The organism is Aeromonas media (genome assembly GCF_000819985.1).
Taxonomy (GTDB): domain Bacteria; phylum Pseudomonadota; class Gammaproteobacteria; order Enterobacterales; family Aeromonadaceae; genus Aeromonas; species Aeromonas media.
This window is the reverse complement of sequence record NZ_CDBZ01000185.1, coordinates 1-16772: the sequence shown is the minus strand read 5'-3', so window position 1 is coordinate 16772 and position 16772 is coordinate 1. Positions and strand designations below refer to the sequence as shown.

Genomic DNA, 16772 nt, shown 5'->3' with positions numbered 1-16772 from the left:
ATGCCCCTGCCCCAACCCGCCCTGGCGATCACGATGGCAATCTCGACCCCCTCGTCATCAGGCTGGAGGCCGCACCACCCCACCAGGACACCATCGATGAGGACGGCGCGCACGCGGCAACCGGGCAGCCCGTCTATTCGTCGCTTCTCATCCATCCAGGCACGCACTCTGGCGGCATCAAAGGGAGGGTGGTCAATCAGGTGCTCTCGCAGCGTCTCGTCGTTGAGCAGGGGCAGAAGATCCTCTGCGTGTACCTCGTGCAAGGGTATGAATTTCATAGGCTTATCATGCTTTCCCAACAGTGAGGGGCTCCTGATAGGGGGTCCCGTCCTTGTGTCTGGCGATCCAGGCGCCATCGGCGCCCTGCACCAGGGCCAGATCATCGTCGGGGTATTGGACTGTGTCCCCCGCCAGCCGGTCGCCCAGCTCGAGATAGACGGCGTCCTCCTCACCGTAGTTGAGCAACTGGTGGGCCAGGCCGTTGCCGCCCTTGAAGCCGATGCACTCCCCCGGCGACATCAGATACTCCTCCTCCCCATAGCGCAGCCTGGGGGTGCCCGAGAGCACATAGACAAACTCATCCTGCTTGCTGTGGTGATGCTTGAGCGCCGAGATGGCCCCCGGCGCCAGGGTCGTCAGGTTCACCCCGAAATTCGCAAGACCGAAGTGCTCCCCCAGTTTGCGCCTGGTACGGTGTTTGACCAGAGAGGCAAAGGGCTCCGGATAGAGGGACTTTGCCGTACTCTCCGGGATCTGTGTGGCCTGAATGGGCGTGCGGTGCGTCATCTCAACAACCTCCGTATGGGCGCCCTGGCAATGGGCAGCAAGAGACCAGCCAAGTGCCTGCCTGAGTGGCAGTCACGCAACAAGACAGATACGGCTGGGGAGAGGCTGATGTCAACTCTGAGATGCGAAGAGCGGGGTCTTGCCGTTGCCAGCGGTGCGATGGGCGGAGCTTATGGCGCCCCGCTGCAGCCCCTACAATACCTCGACCTTGACCTTGATGAGGCCGGAGCGGGTGTTACCTATGGTGCTGAACGCAGATCTTGAGAGATCGATCACTCGCCCCCTCGGGAAGTTACCCCTGTCATTGACCCGTACCACCACGCTCTTGCCGTTGGCGATATTGGTCACCCTCACCATGGCGCCGAAGGGCAGCGTCATGTGGGCGGCGGTGTTGGCGTTCTTCTGGTAAGGCTCGCCGCTGGCGGTGCGCTTGTTGTGGTAGCGATCGGCATAGTAGGAAGCCAGCCCCGTCTGGGTATAACCTCGCCAGTTGCCCGCACTGCCCGCATCAGGCTGGCTGCTGCAGGCCGCGAGCAGCAGGCACAGGGAGGCCAGCAGCCCTTTTTGTAGATTCCACGTCATGTTTTATTCCCTCGATACGATGTCGGGTCGACGTACCATGGCCGCCCCCTCTTCATCACCAGTCTGGATCCCGCGAACAGGGGCCTACTCTCTCATATTTCCCATGGAAAACGGGAGGCCCAAGCCTCCCGTTTGTGTGTCCACCCGTCAGCCCCTGTCAGGGGAAGAGATCAGGCGATCAGCTTGTCATCGGCGAAACCGAAGCCCCGCAGCCCCACCACGTGCACGTGTTCGTGCTTGCCCTGCACCTTGCGGATGAGCTTGTAGGTGGTGCCCTTCTCCGGGCTGATGTTCTCCGGCGCCGCGATAAGCAGCTGCATGTCCTGCCGCTCGCACAGCTCGAACAGGGTGGCGATGGACTTGCCATCGAGCCGCGCCGCCTCGTCGAGGAACAACAGGCGGCAGGGGGCGATGTCCTTGCCGCGCAGACGGCGGGACTCCTCCTCCCAGCTGATCAGCACCATCAAGAGGATGGCCTGACCGGTGCCGATCGCCTCGCCGGTGGAGAGGGCCCCGCTCTCGGCCCGCAGCCAGCCATCGGCACCACGCTGCACCTCGATCTCCAGCTCCAGGTAGTTGCGATAGTCCAGCAGCACATCCCCCATCACCTGATAGTTGCGCTCCCCCTGCTCGATCTGCGGGTTCAGGCGCTGGAACAGCTTGGCCATCGCCTCGGAGAAGCTGAGCTCCTTGTCGGCGAACAGATCGTTGTGCATGGCGCTCTGATCGGCGAGCGCGGTCAAGAGCCGGGTGTGGGCCTCGCGGATGTTGACGTTGAGGCGTACCCCGCGCACCAGGCCGAAGGCGATGTTCTGCAGGCCCTGGTTGAGCACCCGGATGCGGTTCTGCTCGCGGCGGATGATGTTGGTGATCTTGGCCGCCACCTCGTGGGAGGAGAGCGACAGGTGATTTTCCCGCTGCTTGAGCTCGTCGGCCAGACGGGCCAGCTCGATCTCCATCTCCTCGATGGCCTCCACCGGATCATCGGAGCGGATGATGTCGTTGCGGATGCGATCCTTGAGGTAACGGTAGACCTGCACGTAGAAGGCGACCTTCTGCTCGGTGCTGCGGTTGCCTTCCGACAGTCGCAGCGCATCGCGCAGGGCCTCGTCGTGAGCCACGGCAACCCGCAGGGCGCCGAGCGCCTTGTCCGACATGGAGCGCAGCTCGTCGCTGTCGAGGTACGCCAGCTCGCGCTTGTTGAGGCGCTTCTCGACGTCGGTCTCCCGCGCCAGTCGCACCACTCGCGACCAGCTCGCCTTGTGACCCACCAGGGATTTACGGGCGCTGTAGTAATCCTTGCCTTCGAGCTTGAGACGACCACCGAGGGATTCGATCTCTCGCTTGGTTACCTGCAGCTGGGCCTCGGCGCTGGTGCGACGGGAACGGGTGCGGATAAGCAGCTCCTCGATCTCTTTCTTGTGGGCGCGGGATTTCTCTTCCATGTCGTCCGACAGGGTGAGCCCCATGGCCGCCAGCTCCTGCTCGAACTCGGTCAGGGTCTGGCGCTTGGCCGATGCGCTGGAATCGAGCGCGGTGCGCAGCTGCAGCGCCTCGGTGTGGCGCTGGGCAATCTGCTTGTGCTGTTCACCGGCGGTGCGGGCCGCCAGCTCCGCCGCCTTGAGCTTCTCTTTGAGTCGTTCGCTCATCTCGGAGGCTTTGCCGAGCAGATCTTGCGCATCCTGATAGGCAAGGTGCGGCAGACGGGCCACCAGCTGATCGAGCGCGTAGCAACGGCGCTTCTGCTCGGCCAGCAGGTCGCTCACCTCATCGTAAGCAGCCTGCAGTGCAGCCAGATCCTGCGGATCCTGACGCAGCACCTGCACCATGGTTTCCAGTTTTTCCAGCGACTTGCCGTGCCTGGCGATAAAGGCTTCGGCTGTTTTAAGCGCCTCCACGTCGGCGTGAGCCGCCTCGAGACGGGCGGCCAAGTCGGCCTCGGCAAACAGATGGGCAAAGGGCAGCATCCCCTGCACCAGCTGGATATGGCGGGTCAGCTGGGCTGCGGCCGCTTTGGCCTCGGCCAGCTGCTTGTCGCACTCGGCCATAGCCCCTTGCAACTTGCGCAGCTCAGCCTGCTTGGCTTCCACTTCGGCCTCGGGATCCGGGCGGAAGGCGATGTCCAGATGCTGGCCGATAAAGTCGCGAAAATGCCCGTAGAGGCGGTGGTACTTCTGCTGCTCGAAGGCGGCCTTGGCATAGCCCTCGATGAGGCCCTCGCGCTCGAGGTCGAGCTGCTCGATGCGTTTTTCCCGGGCGGCGCGGCCAAACAGCGGCAACTCGGGGTAGCGGGAAAAGCGCACCTGACGCTTACTGGTGCGTACCAGTACGGCGTCGCCGAGCTCGTCAGCCTCCACCAGATCCTCGTCAAAGGAGTCGGGGTTGCCCTGGATGAGGTAGATATCCTCCGGGCAATCGTCCAGTTTTTTCAGCCGCTCGATGGCGCCCTCAAGGTCAAGCACCACCAGGGCGCTGCGGGCCGGGCCGTACAGCGCGGAGTAGTAAGGAGCATCGTCGATGGAGATGTCGTCATAGACATCGGAGAGCAGCACACCCCCCACCTGCTCGGCGATGCGGGCCAGGCGCGGATCCGCCTCGCCAGCCCCCAGCTGCAGGTTGCGAATTTGCAGCTCCAGCGCCTGTTTCTGCGCCGCGATGCGGTTGCTCTCTTGCTCGAACTCGCGCTCCTTGTCGAGCACGCTCTGCATGCCGGAAGAAAGTTCTTCGGCGGTGGCGAGCGGCAGGCCGCTCTGCTCGCGCAGTTGCTCGAGCTTCTCGAAGGATTTCAGCCAGCGCGGGGCCAGCTTGGTGAGATCGCTGATATCGCGGCCCAGCTGGGCGCCCTGATGCTCCAGGCTGGCGCGGCGCTGATTCACCTCCGCCTGCTGATCACTCAGCTCTTCCTGACGGGAGCGCTGGGCTTCGAGGAAGATCTCCAGCTCGTCTTGGCTCGCGATCAGCTGGCCAGAGGCCTGCTGCAGCTCGTCGCGCAACTTGAAGAGATGCTTCTGGCTTTCACTCTCTTTCTCGAGGCGAGCCAGGGCGGCGCGCAGCCCCTGCCCCTGCGCAATGCGGGCCTTGTCTTCGATATGACGCTTGAGCAGCGCCTGCGCCGTGGGCCAGGCGGCCTCGCGAGCGGTCTCGGGGGCAATGCTGAGCAGCAGCGTCAGCGCGGCCTGATGCTCGGCCACCGCCGCCTTGGCCAGCGCCAGTTGCTGCTCGGCCCCCAGCACCCGGCTGGTGAGGCTCTGCTCGGCGGCGCGGAACTGATGCAGGGTGTCGCTCGCCTGTTCGGCACTCAGCCCCGGCAGCTCGCACTGCTCGCGGGCAGCATCGAGGGCCTGCACCGCCTGACGGTACTGGATGGCGCGGGTCTGCTGAATATCCAGCGCCTGCTGATAATCGGCCAGCTGGGTCTTGAGGCTGTCCACCTCGGCCTGTGCCAGCTCCTTGCGCTCTTCCACCTCCAGCAGTTGGCCGTGGATCTCCTCCACGATCGCCTGCTGTTGCTCGAGTTTGTCGACCAGCTCCGCCAGATCGGCGCGGTACAGGGCGATCTTCTTTTGCAGGGCCACGGCCGCCATCACCTTGGCCAGGTGCTCGGCGGCGGACTCCAACTCGTCGGTCAGCAATTTCTCGCGGTTGGTGAGCTGATCCACCTCGTCAGCCAGATAGATGGCGCGCTGCTTCTCCTCGGCCAGCAGGCGGCGCTTGCCCGCAAGCTCGGACCGGGCCTTGAGGGCCAGCTCGGAGAGACGGTTCTTCTCGGCGGCCCCCCGCACATACTCCGCCGCCACGTAGTGGGTGGTCTCGGTGATGAGGTTCTTGAACAGATCCCGCTGACCCTGCGTCTCCTTGATGGCTTCCAGGGTGCGGCGGTTCTCGTAGATGGCCGCCTCCATGTCCTGGAATGCCTTGCGCACGCCGGAGTTCTCCGGCAGCAGGTATTCCCGCAGCGACCGGCTGATGGAGGAGGAGATGCCGCCATACAGCGAGGCTTCGATCAGGCGATAGAACTTGCCGCGATCTTTTTGATCACGCAGCTTCTTCGGCGTGATGCCGAACTCGAACATGAAGTTGTGATAGTCGGTCACCGTATTGAACTTGGCGACCTTCATGGCCCCCAGCTCGGCGGCAGCCCCCTTCAGATCGGTGAAAGCGCGCACCCGGCCCTTGCCATCATGGAGTTTTTCCAGCAGCAGATCCGTGGGTTGCAACTGCTCTGGCACATCCACCAGGGCGAAGGGGGTGATATTGACCTTGTTGTCGCGGTTCGCCACCTGCTCCAGGTGCACGCCGACCCAGATCCGCTGCTCGCGGCTGTTCATCACTTCCAACAGGGAATAGCAGTGACCGCGCTGCAGCTTGCCGTAGAGCCCCTTGTCGCGGGACGCACTGCTGGAGCCCGCCTCCGTGGTGTTACGGAAGTGGAGCAGGGATTGATCGGGAATGAGGGCCGCGATGAAAGCTGCCATGGTGGTGGACTTGCCCGCGCCGTTGCCGCCGGACAGGGTGGTGACCAGCTGGTCGAGATCGAAGGTCCGGGCGAAGAAGCCGTTCCAGTTGACCATGGTCAGGGATTTGAATTTGCCTCTCACGCCGCACTCTCCATCAAACCGGCAGACGCCATCGGTGCCAGAACATTAACGTTGCAGATCATCTTCCACCTCCAGCTCCAGTTGCTCTTCATCCAAATCCCCCTCGATGTCGTCAAACAGCGAATCGCTGCTCGGCATCTCGTCGTCGTGGAAGATGGCCTCCCCTTCCTGGATCATCCGCAGCTGGACGGCGCGGGGATCCTCGTCGGAGCGCACATCGGCAGCGAAGCGGAACACGGACTCGTTGACCCGGAATTTGTCGCTGTTGCCAAGGGCGGTGATCATCCCGAGACGCTTGAGGCGGCGCATGGAGGTGCGGATCTTCTCCAGCAACTTCTTCTTGTCCAGATCGGTGCCGCCGGAGCGGCTGTTGACCATGCGCAGCAGTTGCTTCTCGTCGGCGAGGCCGAGTACCTCCTCCTGCAACTCGCCCATGGTGAAGACTCCTTCCGAGGCGAGCCGGTCCGGGCTCAAATAGAGGTAACAGAGCACCTTGCCCACCAGCATATCGAGCTCGGAGAGCACTGTGGTGCCGATGTCGGCACTGGGGCGCGGGCGCAGATAGAAGAAGCCCTCAGGCGCCTTGATGAGTTCGACCTGATAGCGGCCGTAGAAGATCTCCAGCTCGCCATGAAACTCCACCAGCGCCGAATGCTGTTCGAAATCGTCGGCACTGATATGGCGCCCCGAGCGCAGGGCGGTGTCGATGCGCGGAAACAAGGGGTTGGCGATGGCCTCTGCGAGCCGCAGGGGCAAGGGAAACTCAGAATTGATCAATGACATAGGCCTGAACCTTGGATCCAGCTTGGTTAATGGGTTTCCATGCGGGTTGGCGGTGGTGCTCGCGCTCACCGCTGGCATGGCCGAGGCGCACGGCCTGGTCTATCAGCAGACGCGCCACGTCGAAGTGGGCGTGGGCCGGGAAATCGAGCAGGTATTCGCGCAGCACGTCGGCGAGATCCAGCTGCTGCCCCTGCTCGGGATAGCGGGCCAGATAGCGTTCGATGCGCTCTGCCAGCGCCTGATTGATGTCCACCATCTCCATGAACTCCATCTCGAGGGGCACCTCGCCGGTCACCTCCTCGTCGTGGATGGCGATGGTTTCGTCCCGCAGCTCCAGGAGGCGCGGCTCCTCGGCCACCCGCAGCAAGAAGTTGTGCTGCTCGAAGTTGCGAATGGATTCGCGCAGCCGCTGGCTGAAGGCGCGATTCTTGTCCATGTCGATGGCGTTGCGGATGAACTTGTGGACATGCCTGTCATAGCGGGACCAGAGCTCGATGCACTGCTGGCCCCAGGAGGTGATGACGTCCAGACGCCCCTGCAGGGCATGGGTCAGCTCCTCGACATGGAACAGGTCGTCGCGCCCTTGCGCCGCCTCCTGAATGTTGAGCAGCCCCGCCTGCAGGCGGTGACCGGCGGCATCCAGGGTGTCTTGCAGCTCGCGCAGGGTCTGGCCCGTCTCGCGCAGCAGCTTCTCGCAGCTGTGGATGGCGTCGACCCAGTTCTGGGTCAGCAGGGCCGCTATTTCGTTCTTGACCTGATTCTGCTGCTCGTCCATGGCTCGCTGGGTGAGATCGATGCGCCCCAGGGTCTCTTCCAGAGAGAAGGAGAGGCGCGGCAGCACCTCGGCATCCCACTGTTCGCGGGTGTTGGTCTCAAGCGCCGCCTTGCGGGCGGTGTCGAGCTCGGCGGCAAGGTGTTCGAGCAAAATGGAGAGCTTGATGGAGTCCACCTGACGGCTCTCCAGAAAGAAGTCGACGATGCTCATGCCAAGGCGCGACAGGCGATAGAGGCTCTCTCCCGCCACCATGTCGGTGGTGAAGCGCGACAGCAGTTGCTGGCGGATGAGATCGTTGATGGCGTTGTTGGCGCGACCGGAGAGGGTCTCGTCCATCTGGCCGAAGGCGCTACTCACATAACCGAAGGCGTCGTGCAGCGCGGCTTCCGACAGATCCGATTCATCCTCGGAGAGTGTCTTGATCGCGATCAGAAAGGCCAGCCTGTCGGTGGGGAGGTTCAGGGACAACCCCTCCTGTCTGACCCATCCCACCGTCTCTGGCAGGGTACGGGATGTACTCATCATGACGTTATCATCTCGTTGTTATAACCGACGGGTCACTCGCCCGCCGTGGTGATATAGGCCGGGGTCGGTGGCACCCCGACGGCTCGATCCCGCATCACATTCACGCTGGTTCGTCTCAACCGGCTGGTTTCTGGGCCATCACATGGATGTAGCGCCCAAGGGACACAAAGGGTTCCTGACGGCAATAGTGCTGCTCCATGACCAGCAGATCCTCGAACTTTTCGACCTGATCCTGCTTGTGGCGCATGTAGTCGTGAATGACGCGCACCCCCGTCTTGCCGATGATCTTGAGGCCCCCCCGTCCTATCCAGTCGTAGACCTGTTCCGGCAACTGGGGGTTGGTGGGCGTAAGCGCGGTCTGGCGCTTCTTGTTCAGCCCCTGGCGCACATAGTCAAAATTGCCCACTACCAGGCTCTGGAACAAGAGGCCGTGACGGTTGTAAAAAAGCAGCGACAGTATGCCCCCTGCCTTGACGAAAGGGAACAGACCGAGCAGGGTCTGACGGGGCTCGACGAGCCACTCCAACACCGCGTGACAGAGCACCAGATCGAAGGTGCCGGTCACATGCTGCTTGAGATCCTGAATGGGGCAATGGATGAGACGAATTCTGTCTTCCAGCCCCTTTTCGGCGATCTGCTCCCGGGCCAGATCCAGCATTTCTGCCGACAGATCGCACAGCTCCACCTGGTGGCCCATGGCCGCCAGCTTCTGGGCGAAATAGCCAAAGCCGCCGCCGGCATCCAGGATCCGCAGGGGTCGGTTGCCCAGGCGCGCCAGACAGGCTTCGATGTCGCTCCACACCACGGCGGTGCGGATGCGCCCCTTGGTGGAGTCGTAAATGTTGCGGGCGAACTTGTCGGTGCGCCCGTCAAAACTCTGATCTTGCTTCAAGACAATGCTCATCTTCGGCCGCAGGATTGGGCCAGACCAAAAAGAGGGGTATTCTGTCACATCCGGAATTTGCTGAAAACTCAAGGACGACGCTGCTGTGTTTGAGCTCAACCTGTTTACTGCCAAGAAGTGGCTGGGCCAGCTGCTGATGCCGCTGCCCTTCTCCCTCTCCTTATTGTTGCTGGCGCTCGCGCTACTCTGGTTCACTCGCTTTCAGAAAACCGGCAAACTGCTGGCCACCTTCTCGTTGCTCCTCATTACCCTGATGGGGATGAGGCCCGTCAGCTATGAACTGGCGCGAAGCCTGGAGCAGACCTATCCGCCGTTCGAGGTGAGCCTGCATCCCCATATCGACGCCATCGTGGTGCTCGGCAACGGCCATGTCAGCGATCCGGCAGTGCCTGAACGCGCCTGGCAGAACAACATCTCCCTGACCCGCACCCTGGAAGGGGTGCGCCTGGCCCAGGCCTACCCGCAAGCGGAGCTGGTCTTCTCGGGCTATGTGTCGGGGGATCCCCTCTCCAACGCCGAGGTCAATGCCCGCATGGCGGCGGGCCTCGGCATCCCCCGCTCCCGAATGACGTTGTTTGAAAACAACAAAGACACCCACGACGAGGCGGTCAGCATCAGCGCCCACCTCAAGGGCAAGCGAGTTGCGCTGGTAAGCTCGGCCACCCACCTGCCCCGGGCCATGGCGCTCTATCGCGGTCAGGGACTCGATGCGGTGCCGGCCCCCACCGACTATACCGCCAAGCAGAGTCAGGAGCCGCAACCCCTCTACAGCTACCTGCCCAAGGGGCGTTACCTGATGTATTCCGAGGCTGCCATTCACGAATGGATTGGGGTATGGTGGGCCCGTTTGCGGGGGCAGGTTAACGAATGAGCGATCGGTTCTTGCATTCCTGATTTGGATCAGGAAAGCGAAAAAAAATTACGTCATTTGCCGCCGGGTCAGCTATCTTGGGCTCGGTTCAATTCATATAATGTCGCGCAATCAAATGCCTAGGAGATATACAAGATGAGACAGCACCTGGTAATGGGTAACTGGAAACTGAACGGCACCAAAGCTTCTGTCGAAGCTCTGATCAAAGGACTGACCCCGGCTGCTGCCGCTCATCCTTCCGTGCAAGTCGCCGTCTGCCCGCCGGTTATCTTTTTGGGTCTGGTTGAACAGCTGACCGCTGGCAGCAAGATTGCTTACGGTGCCCAGAACGCCGACGTTCACGAGTCCGGCGCCTTCACCGGCGAGAACGCCCCCTCCATGCTCAAAGCCTTCGGTTGCACCTACTCCCTGGTCGGCCACAGCGAGCGTCGCACCCTGCACGCAGAGACCGACGACGTGGTGGCTGCCAAGTACGAAGCCATCCAGAAAGCTGGCCTGGTGCCGGTTCTGTGCATCGGTGAGACCCTGGAGCAGTTCGAAGCCGGTGTGACCAAGAACGTGGTTGAGACCCAGCTCAAAGCCGTCATCGACCGTTGCGGCATCGCCTCCTTCGCCAACGCCGTAGTGGCTTACGAGCCGGTATGGGCCATCGGCACCGGCAAGACCGCTACCCCGGAAATCGCTCAGTCCGTGCATGCTCACATCCGTCAGTACCTGGCCGGTTTCGACGGCGCCGTGGCTGCCAAGGTACAGATCCTGTACGGTGGTTCCGTCACTGGCGCGACCGCTGCCGACCTGTTCGGTCAGCCGGACATCGACGGTGGCCTGGTGGGTGGTGCGTCCCTGAAAGTGGACGACTTCTCCCAGATCATCGCTGGTGCCGCCCAGTAAGTGACACAAGAGAGGGGCCTGGCCCCTCTCTTGATATCGCTTTCCTATGGGTCCCCTTCTTCCATAGGAAAGCCGATATAGTAAAAGCGGCTGGCCGTATTTTTCAGATATTGATATTCGACAACTCAGATCCAGAGGCACTCATGACCAAACAAATCAAACGTATTGGTGTTTTGACCAGTGGTGGTGACGCACCGGGTATGAACGCAGCCATTCGCGCCGTGGTGCGCGCCGGTCTGCATCATGGCCTGGAAGTCTACGGCATCTATGATGGCTACCTCGGTCTGCATCAGGACAGGATCGTCAAGCTCGAGCGCCACAGCGTCTCCGACGTGGTCAACCGCGGCGGCACCTTCCTGGGCTCCGCCCGTTTCCCCGCCTTCAAAGACCCGAAAGTGCGTGCCGAGGCGATCGAGAACCTTAAAAAACACGGCATCGATGCCCTGGTGGTGATCGGTGGTGACGGCTCCTACATGGGTGCCAAGAAGCTGACCGAAGAGGGTTTCCCCTGCATCGGTCTGCCGGGCACCATCGACAACGATATCGCCGGTACCGACTTCACCATCGGCTTTGACACCGCGCTGAACGTGGTCGTCGACGCCATCGACCGTCTGCGTGACACCTGCAGCTCCCACCACCGCATCTCCGTGGTCGAGATCATGGGCCGCCACTGTGGCGATCTGGCCATGTCCGCCGCCGTTGCCGGTGGCGCCGAGTACGTGATCGTACCGGAAGTGGCGTTTGACAAAGAGAAGCTGCTGCAACAGATCAAGGAAGGCGAAGCCAAAGGCAAGAAGCACGCCATCATCACCATCTGTGAGCACGTCACCGACGTCAATGCCCTGGCCAAGGACATCGAAGCCATGACAGGCCGCGAAACCCGCGCCACCATACTGGGTCACATCCAGCGTGGCGGCTCGCCGACCGCCCGCGATCGCATCATGTCCAGCCGCATGGGTGCCTTTGCCGTCGAGCAGCTGCTGGCCGGTCAGGGTGGCCGCTGCGTCGGGATCCAGGGCAACGAAATGGTGCACCACGACATCATCGACTGCATCGAGAACCTCAAGCGCCCGTTCGATCAGGAGCTGTACGATCTCTCCACCACCCTGTTCTAAGCCATCGCGCTTCAGACAGGTTGTTGTGACAAAAACCCTCCATTGGAGGGTTTTTTTATGCCTGCATCAGTGCCCCGGCAAACACAGGCAACCGCCCTCCCCGACCTGTAACGAGCCAGCTTGCCCTGTTGCGCTTCTGCCTGATAGGCGGCGATACAGGCGCTCTCTTTCGTGTCGCCACGCTCTACTGAGGTTTCCCCCTCTCCAGCAGACTCTGCCCCCTCGCCCTGCCCCTACTCCTCTGACAGGAGCCCCCTGCCTGGGTGTCCGTCTCTGCGTACTTATCTCTGGGCATCTGTGAATGAAAGCCCACCTCTCCCACCATGACGCCCACTCAAAAAGAGCGGCTCGGCGGGCGGGGCAGCGGGGCTTTTCCCTGCCGAATGCCTGCTGTTTTACCCTGTTTTCCCCTGTGAATTGAAATTATGCCGGGAGGTGATGGCGATAAAGCACCGTCACTACTGGGTTTACCTCATGGCGGGCAGATAAAAATGATGGGATAAGGAAAATGGCGCCACCAGCCAGCCAACCCATCACTGGCGACACTTTCAGGCGCATCACCCTGCCATTTCTCGCCACAAAAGTTGATGACCACCAAAATAGCCTCGTACAAAACCCATCAAAAAACGCAAACGAAAAACAATAAGTAACTGTATATAAACAATATAATGATAAATATCATGAGATAGAAATCCATCACCCTCTGGGCGGGTGATAAAACGGCCACAAAATTACAAAAACACAGCACTACGACACCGCAAGCCTTATTTTGCCACATAATTACATTTTTCATTGTTATCCCCTGTCATTGTGGTATCTTGGTCTCATCATCAGTCAGCCAAGGGAGACAAAATAATGAAAGAGTTCGTTGTTACCGCCGTTTTTACCGTGTTTTTCACTCTGGTTGCCGTCTCTCTGCCCTCGCTGGCACAGCTCTAAGGCGGTTAATCGGTCAGGCAGCTGCTTGGCCTGCGTCTTGATAGCGCCACCAGGCCGCAAAAACACCCGCAAAGGTGGTTTTTTGAAGCCTTGTGCAAGAACAGGATGCCAGTCAGGAGTTATTGGCCATCAGTGAGCATTTAACGACCTGAACGTCATGATCGCCGTTCTTGCAAGGGGAGCCTCAGTGCTCCCCTTGCCGCATCTGTCTCTGCGGGATTTACTCTTGCCCCCCTGCCCGTCACAATGTCCGCTGGATTTGCCATGCAGGAATCACCATGACTCAGGATGCTCTGCGCCACTGGCGCCGTGACCTTCACCGTCTCCCCGAAGCCGCCTGGTGTGAATTTCGTACCAGCGCCCTCATCGCCCACCACCTCTGTGAACTCGGTTTTTCCGTCATGCTGGGGGACAAGCTGCTGGCCAGCAACCTCATCATGGGACGGGAGATAGACGTCGCAGCCCAGAAGGAGCGTGCCCTGCGTCAGGGGGCCCACCCCGACTGGCTGGCCCGCATCGACGAGATCACCGGGGTGATGGGCGTCTGGGACAGCGGCCGCCCCGGCCCTACCCTGGGCTTTCGCTTCGACATCGATGCGGTAGAAGTGGAAGAGAGCCGGGAGCCGGCACACCAACCCTGCCAGGAGGGTTGGCACTCCGCCAACCCGGGCTGGATGCACGCCTGCGCCCACGATGGCCACACCGCCATCGGGCTGGTGCTGGCCGAGCGGATCGCGGCCCTGGCCGATGGTCTGAACGGCCGCATCAAGCTGTTCTTCCAGCCTGCCGAGGAGGGATGCCGCGGCGGCAAGGCGCTGGCGGCGGGCGGTCAGCTCGATGACGTGGATGCCCTGCTGGCGCTGCACATCGGCATTCACGCCAACAGCGGCGAACTGGTGATCAATCCCACCGAGTTTCTCTGTTCAACAAAATTTGACGTGGAATTTATGGGGCGCGCCGCTCACGCGGGGCTCGAGCCCAACGCCGGCAGCAATGCCCTGGCGGCGGCCTGCATGGCCACCACCGCCATGCTCGGCATTGCCCGCCACCGGGACGGCATGACCCGCATCAACATAGGCCAGCTCAATGGGGGCAGCGGTCGCAACGTGATCCCGGGTCACGCCCGACTGCAGGGAGAGACCCGTGGCGCGACCCCGGCTCTCAACGACTACATGTTCGGCCAGGTGCAGCAGATAGTGGAAGGGGCCGCCATGATGCAGGGGGCCAGCTACCTCATTCGCAAACAGGGGGAAGCCATCGGCATAGAGAACAGCCCGGCCCTGCTCGAGGAGATAGTGCCGCTGGCCGAGGCGCTCAAGCTTGAGACCATCCACACTCGCCGCTTCGGCGCCAGCGAGGATGCCGGTTTTCTCATCGAGCGAGTACAGCAAAATGGCGGTGAGGCCGCCTACCTCATTCTGGGGGCCAATCTGGCGGCGCCTCACCACCATCCGGAGTTCGACTTCGACGAGGCTGTGCTGGCTCCCGGCGTCGCCCTGCTCGAGGCCTGGCTGCTCAGCCGCCTCGGCAGTTGAGAACGCCACCGATGAAAAAGGCAGCCCGAGGGCTGCCTTTCTTGTCTTTGCGAAGTCGCCTAGGGCCTGGCTCAGCGTCCCAGCACTATGTCAGAGAGGTGGGCGAAGTGATGGATCTCGTGAGTCGCCTCGCTGGGCCCCTGCTGGCGGGCGGGATTGTACCAGCAGGTCGCCAGCCCCTGGGCGGCGGCACCGGCGATGTCGGTCTTGGGGTTGTCCCCCACCATCAGCACCCGCGCCGGGCTCGGTTGTCCCATCAGATCCAGAGCGTGCTGGAAGATGGCGGCGGCCGGCTTGGTCACTTGCACCTCGTCGGAGATAACGAGGGGCTCGAACCACTCGTTCCAGCCCAGCTTGTCGAGACGACCGCGCTGGGGCAGGCTGAAACCATTGGTGATGATCCCCATCCTGACCCGGCTCTTCAGGGCCAGCAGGGTCTCCTCCACCCCCTCCAGCGGCACGCTCAGGGCGATGATCTGCTGCAGGAAGGTATCATTCATCGCCATGGGCGCCACGTTCACCTGCTCGGCAAACATCGAAAAACGGGTCTGCTGCAGCCGGGTGGCGTTTATCTCACCCGAATTGTATTGCTGCCACAGCCTGTGGTTCAGCTCGTGATAGGCCGCCATCCTGGGGGGCGTCGGCGTCACGCCATAGATCTGCAGGGTGCGCTCCAGTGCCTGGGCGACCGGGAAATCGAGCAGGGTCTCGTCCAGATCGAACAGCACCCAGTCATAGCTTGCTTGTTTCACGCTTGTCCTTATCGGTTGTACTTGGCGATTCATGTCGTTGCCTGGGTGCCAGGCTCGGCCATCCCGAGCGGGCTGGCGAGCAGGGTCAGCGACAGCCTGACACCAAACCCGGTCACTTCGCTGCTGACCACGCCGTTGCCCCCCTTGTTGCGAAAACCGCTCAAGTCGAGGTGCAACCAGGGTGTCTGCCCGGGCACGAAGCGGCTGAGGAAGCGGGCCGCATCGATGTGATCCGGCGAGCTACCCGGCGCGCACTGTAACAGATCGGCCCACTCGCTATCGAGGTTGTCATCGAAATCCTCGTCCAGCGGGAAGGGCCAGATCCGTTCACCGCTCTGCTGCCCCAGGCGTATCAGCTCGGGAAACCAGTCGGGGCGATTGGTGAAGGCGCCGCTGTAGCGGCTGCCGAGTGCCCGCTTGCAGGCACCGGTCAGGGTTGCGTAGTCGATCAGCAGATCGGGCTCCCCTTGGGCCGCGAGCGCCAGAGCATCCGCCAGCACCATGCGCCCCTCGGCGTCCGTGTCCACCACCTCTATGGTGGTGCCATTGAGGGCGGTCACCACCTCCCCCGGTCGGTAGGCTTTGGGGCCTATGTGGTTTTCGGCGATGGCGAGCCAGCAGTGTACCTCAACGGGCAACTTGGCCCGGCTGATGGCATGCAGGGTCCCGAGCGCCACCGCGCTGCCCCCCATGTCCAGGTGCATGCCATACATGCTGCCACCCACTTTCAGGTTATAGCCCCCGGAGTCGTGGCAGATCACCTTGCCCACCAGCGCGATGCGGCGCACCGGATTGGCCGGGCAATAGCTGAGCCTGACGATGGCAGCCTGGTTGTCCTCCGAGCCCCTGGCCACCGCCAGGAAGGCGCCGGCACCGAGCTTGGCGAGGGCCGCCTCGTCGAACTCCTGCCATTGCCAGCCCTCCTGTTGCGCCAGCTGCCGCGCGAAGGCACGGTAACTGCCGGCATTGAGCTCAGAGGCGGGCAGTACGGCCAGGTGACGGGCCAGCCCGTTGCCCTGCGCCTCGGCCTCGATGCGGGCCAGATCCAGGGCGCAGGGGGGAGAAAGGGTCAGGCTCTGATAGCCGATGGGCGCCTCGTCGGCGCGCTTCTGGGTGGGCAGCGGCACATCGGCCGCCAGCAGGGCGGCGAGCACCAGCTCGGCCAGCAACGCCCGGGGCGCCTCATCGAAGCCCTCCAGGTGCAGCGCCAGCTGCGCCACCTTGAGACCCGCGAGGGGGGCCGTCCAGGTGCGGATCTGCTTGTAGAGCCGGTGATCCACAACGGGCGCCGAGTCCACGAAGAGCACCAGTTGCAGACCCTGACCATCCGCCAGCCGGTAAGGGGCCGGCAGACCCAGGGCTATCTGGGACGCCACCCCGGCGAAGGCCGGCTGCGCCAGCAGGGCATCGCGCCCGGTCTCGGCTACCAGCAGCAGTTTGACGGGAATGTTGCTCGCCATCACCTCGTTCAGGGTGGTGGTCTGCATGGTTATCTTGGGAGGAAGGTAGTTGAAAGCGTGCATCGCAGGGAGAGGCCTCATCCATGAACAGAAGCCAGAATGATACCGAACAAATGGGACAAAGGATCGCCACCACATAAATTAATGTGCTGGATCAGGGTGATACACGAGGGAGTCGAGATGGATATAAAGAGAGGAATAGATGACAAGTTGGTTGCGGGGGCCGGATTTGAACCGACGACCTTCGGGTTATGAG

Annotated in this window: 13 protein-coding genes; 4 read left to right on the top strand and 9 right to left on the bottom strand. The window is 62.1% G+C overall.

Features of this window, described 5'->3' with window-relative positions:
* The 7 genes from BN1127_RS15795 to cmoM all read right to left on the bottom strand — a co-directional run.
* The coding region (locus BN1127_RS15795; protein ID WP_042650058.1) for a GNAT family N-acetyltransferase at positions 1 to 278 on the bottom strand (278 nt) is incomplete at its 3' end.
* A gap of 7 nt (positions 279 to 285) precedes the next feature.
* The gene (locus BN1127_RS15790) at positions 286 to 786 is read right to left on the bottom strand and encodes a cupin domain-containing protein (protein ID WP_042650057.1); all 501 of its coding nucleotides are present in this window, start codon (positions 784 to 786) and stop codon (positions 286 to 288) included.
* 192 nt (positions 787 to 978) lie between these two features.
* Positions 979 to 1368: a septal ring lytic transglycosylase RlpA family protein gene (locus tag BN1127_RS15785; RefSeq protein WP_042650056.1), complete on the bottom strand. Its 390-nt coding sequence runs from the start codon at positions 1366 to 1368 to the stop codon at positions 979 to 981.
* A gap of 170 nt (positions 1369 to 1538) precedes the next feature.
* A complete protein-coding gene (gene mukB / locus BN1127_RS15780) occupies positions 1539 to 5966 on the bottom strand; it encodes a chromosome partition protein MukB (RefSeq protein ID WP_042650055.1) in 4428 nt (1475 codons plus the stop codon).
* 45 nt (positions 5967 to 6011) lie between these two features.
* Positions 6012 to 6749, bottom strand: coding sequence for a chromosome partition protein MukE (gene mukE / locus BN1127_RS15775; protein WP_041205837.1), 738 nt, complete (start codon positions 6747 to 6749; stop codon positions 6012 to 6014).
* A complete protein-coding gene (gene mukF, locus BN1127_RS15770; RefSeq protein ID WP_042650054.1) occupies positions 6730 to 8049 on the bottom strand; it encodes a chromosome partition protein MukF in 1320 nt (439 codons plus the stop codon). Before mukF ends, mukE begins: the two co-directional genes overlap by 20 nt.
* 115 nt (positions 8050 to 8164) lie before the next feature.
* Entirely contained in the window at positions 8165 to 8941 is a 777-nt protein-coding gene (gene cmoM, locus BN1127_RS15765) for a tRNA uridine 5-oxyacetic acid(34) methyltransferase CmoM (RefSeq protein WP_042650053.1), read from the bottom strand.
* A 112-nt stretch (positions 8942 to 9053) separates the two neighbouring features.
* Between cmoM and elyC the strand changes: the two genes are divergently transcribed.
* From elyC to BN1127_RS15745, 4 genes are all read left to right on the top strand, one after another.
* A complete protein-coding gene (elyC, locus tag BN1127_RS15760) occupies positions 9054 to 9824 on the top strand; it encodes an envelope biogenesis factor ElyC (protein WP_042650059.1) in 771 nt (256 codons plus the stop codon).
* A gap of 135 nt (positions 9825 to 9959) precedes the next feature.
* A complete protein-coding gene (tpiA, locus tag BN1127_RS15755; RefSeq protein WP_042650052.1) occupies positions 9960 to 10715 on the top strand; it encodes a triose-phosphate isomerase in 756 nt (251 codons plus the stop codon).
* Positions 10716 to 10858: 143 nt separating this feature from the next.
* Complete coding sequence (gene pfkA / locus BN1127_RS15750) at positions 10859 to 11830, top strand: 6-phosphofructokinase (RefSeq protein WP_005326082.1); 972 nt, start codon at positions 10859 to 10861, stop codon at positions 11828 to 11830.
* Positions 11831 to 13047: 1217 nt separating this feature from the next.
* Entirely contained in the window at positions 13048 to 14304 is a 1257-nt protein-coding gene (locus BN1127_RS15745) for an amidohydrolase (protein ID WP_042650051.1), read from the top strand.
* 71 nt (positions 14305 to 14375) lie between these two features.
* On the opposite strand, the gene yjjG is transcribed toward BN1127_RS15745, so the two are convergent.
* Together yjjG and BN1127_RS15735 are read right to left on the bottom strand one after the other, a co-directional pair.
* A complete protein-coding gene (gene yjjG, locus BN1127_RS15740; RefSeq protein WP_042650050.1) occupies positions 14376 to 15056 on the bottom strand; it encodes a pyrimidine 5'-nucleotidase in 681 nt (226 codons plus the stop codon).
* A 29-nt stretch (positions 15057 to 15085) separates the two neighbouring features.
* On the bottom strand, positions 15086 to 16579 hold the full coding sequence (locus tag BN1127_RS15735; protein WP_042650049.1) for a M17 family metallopeptidase: 1494 nt from the start codon (positions 16577 to 16579) through the stop codon (positions 15086 to 15088).
* Positions 16580 to 16772 lie beyond the last annotated feature (193 nt).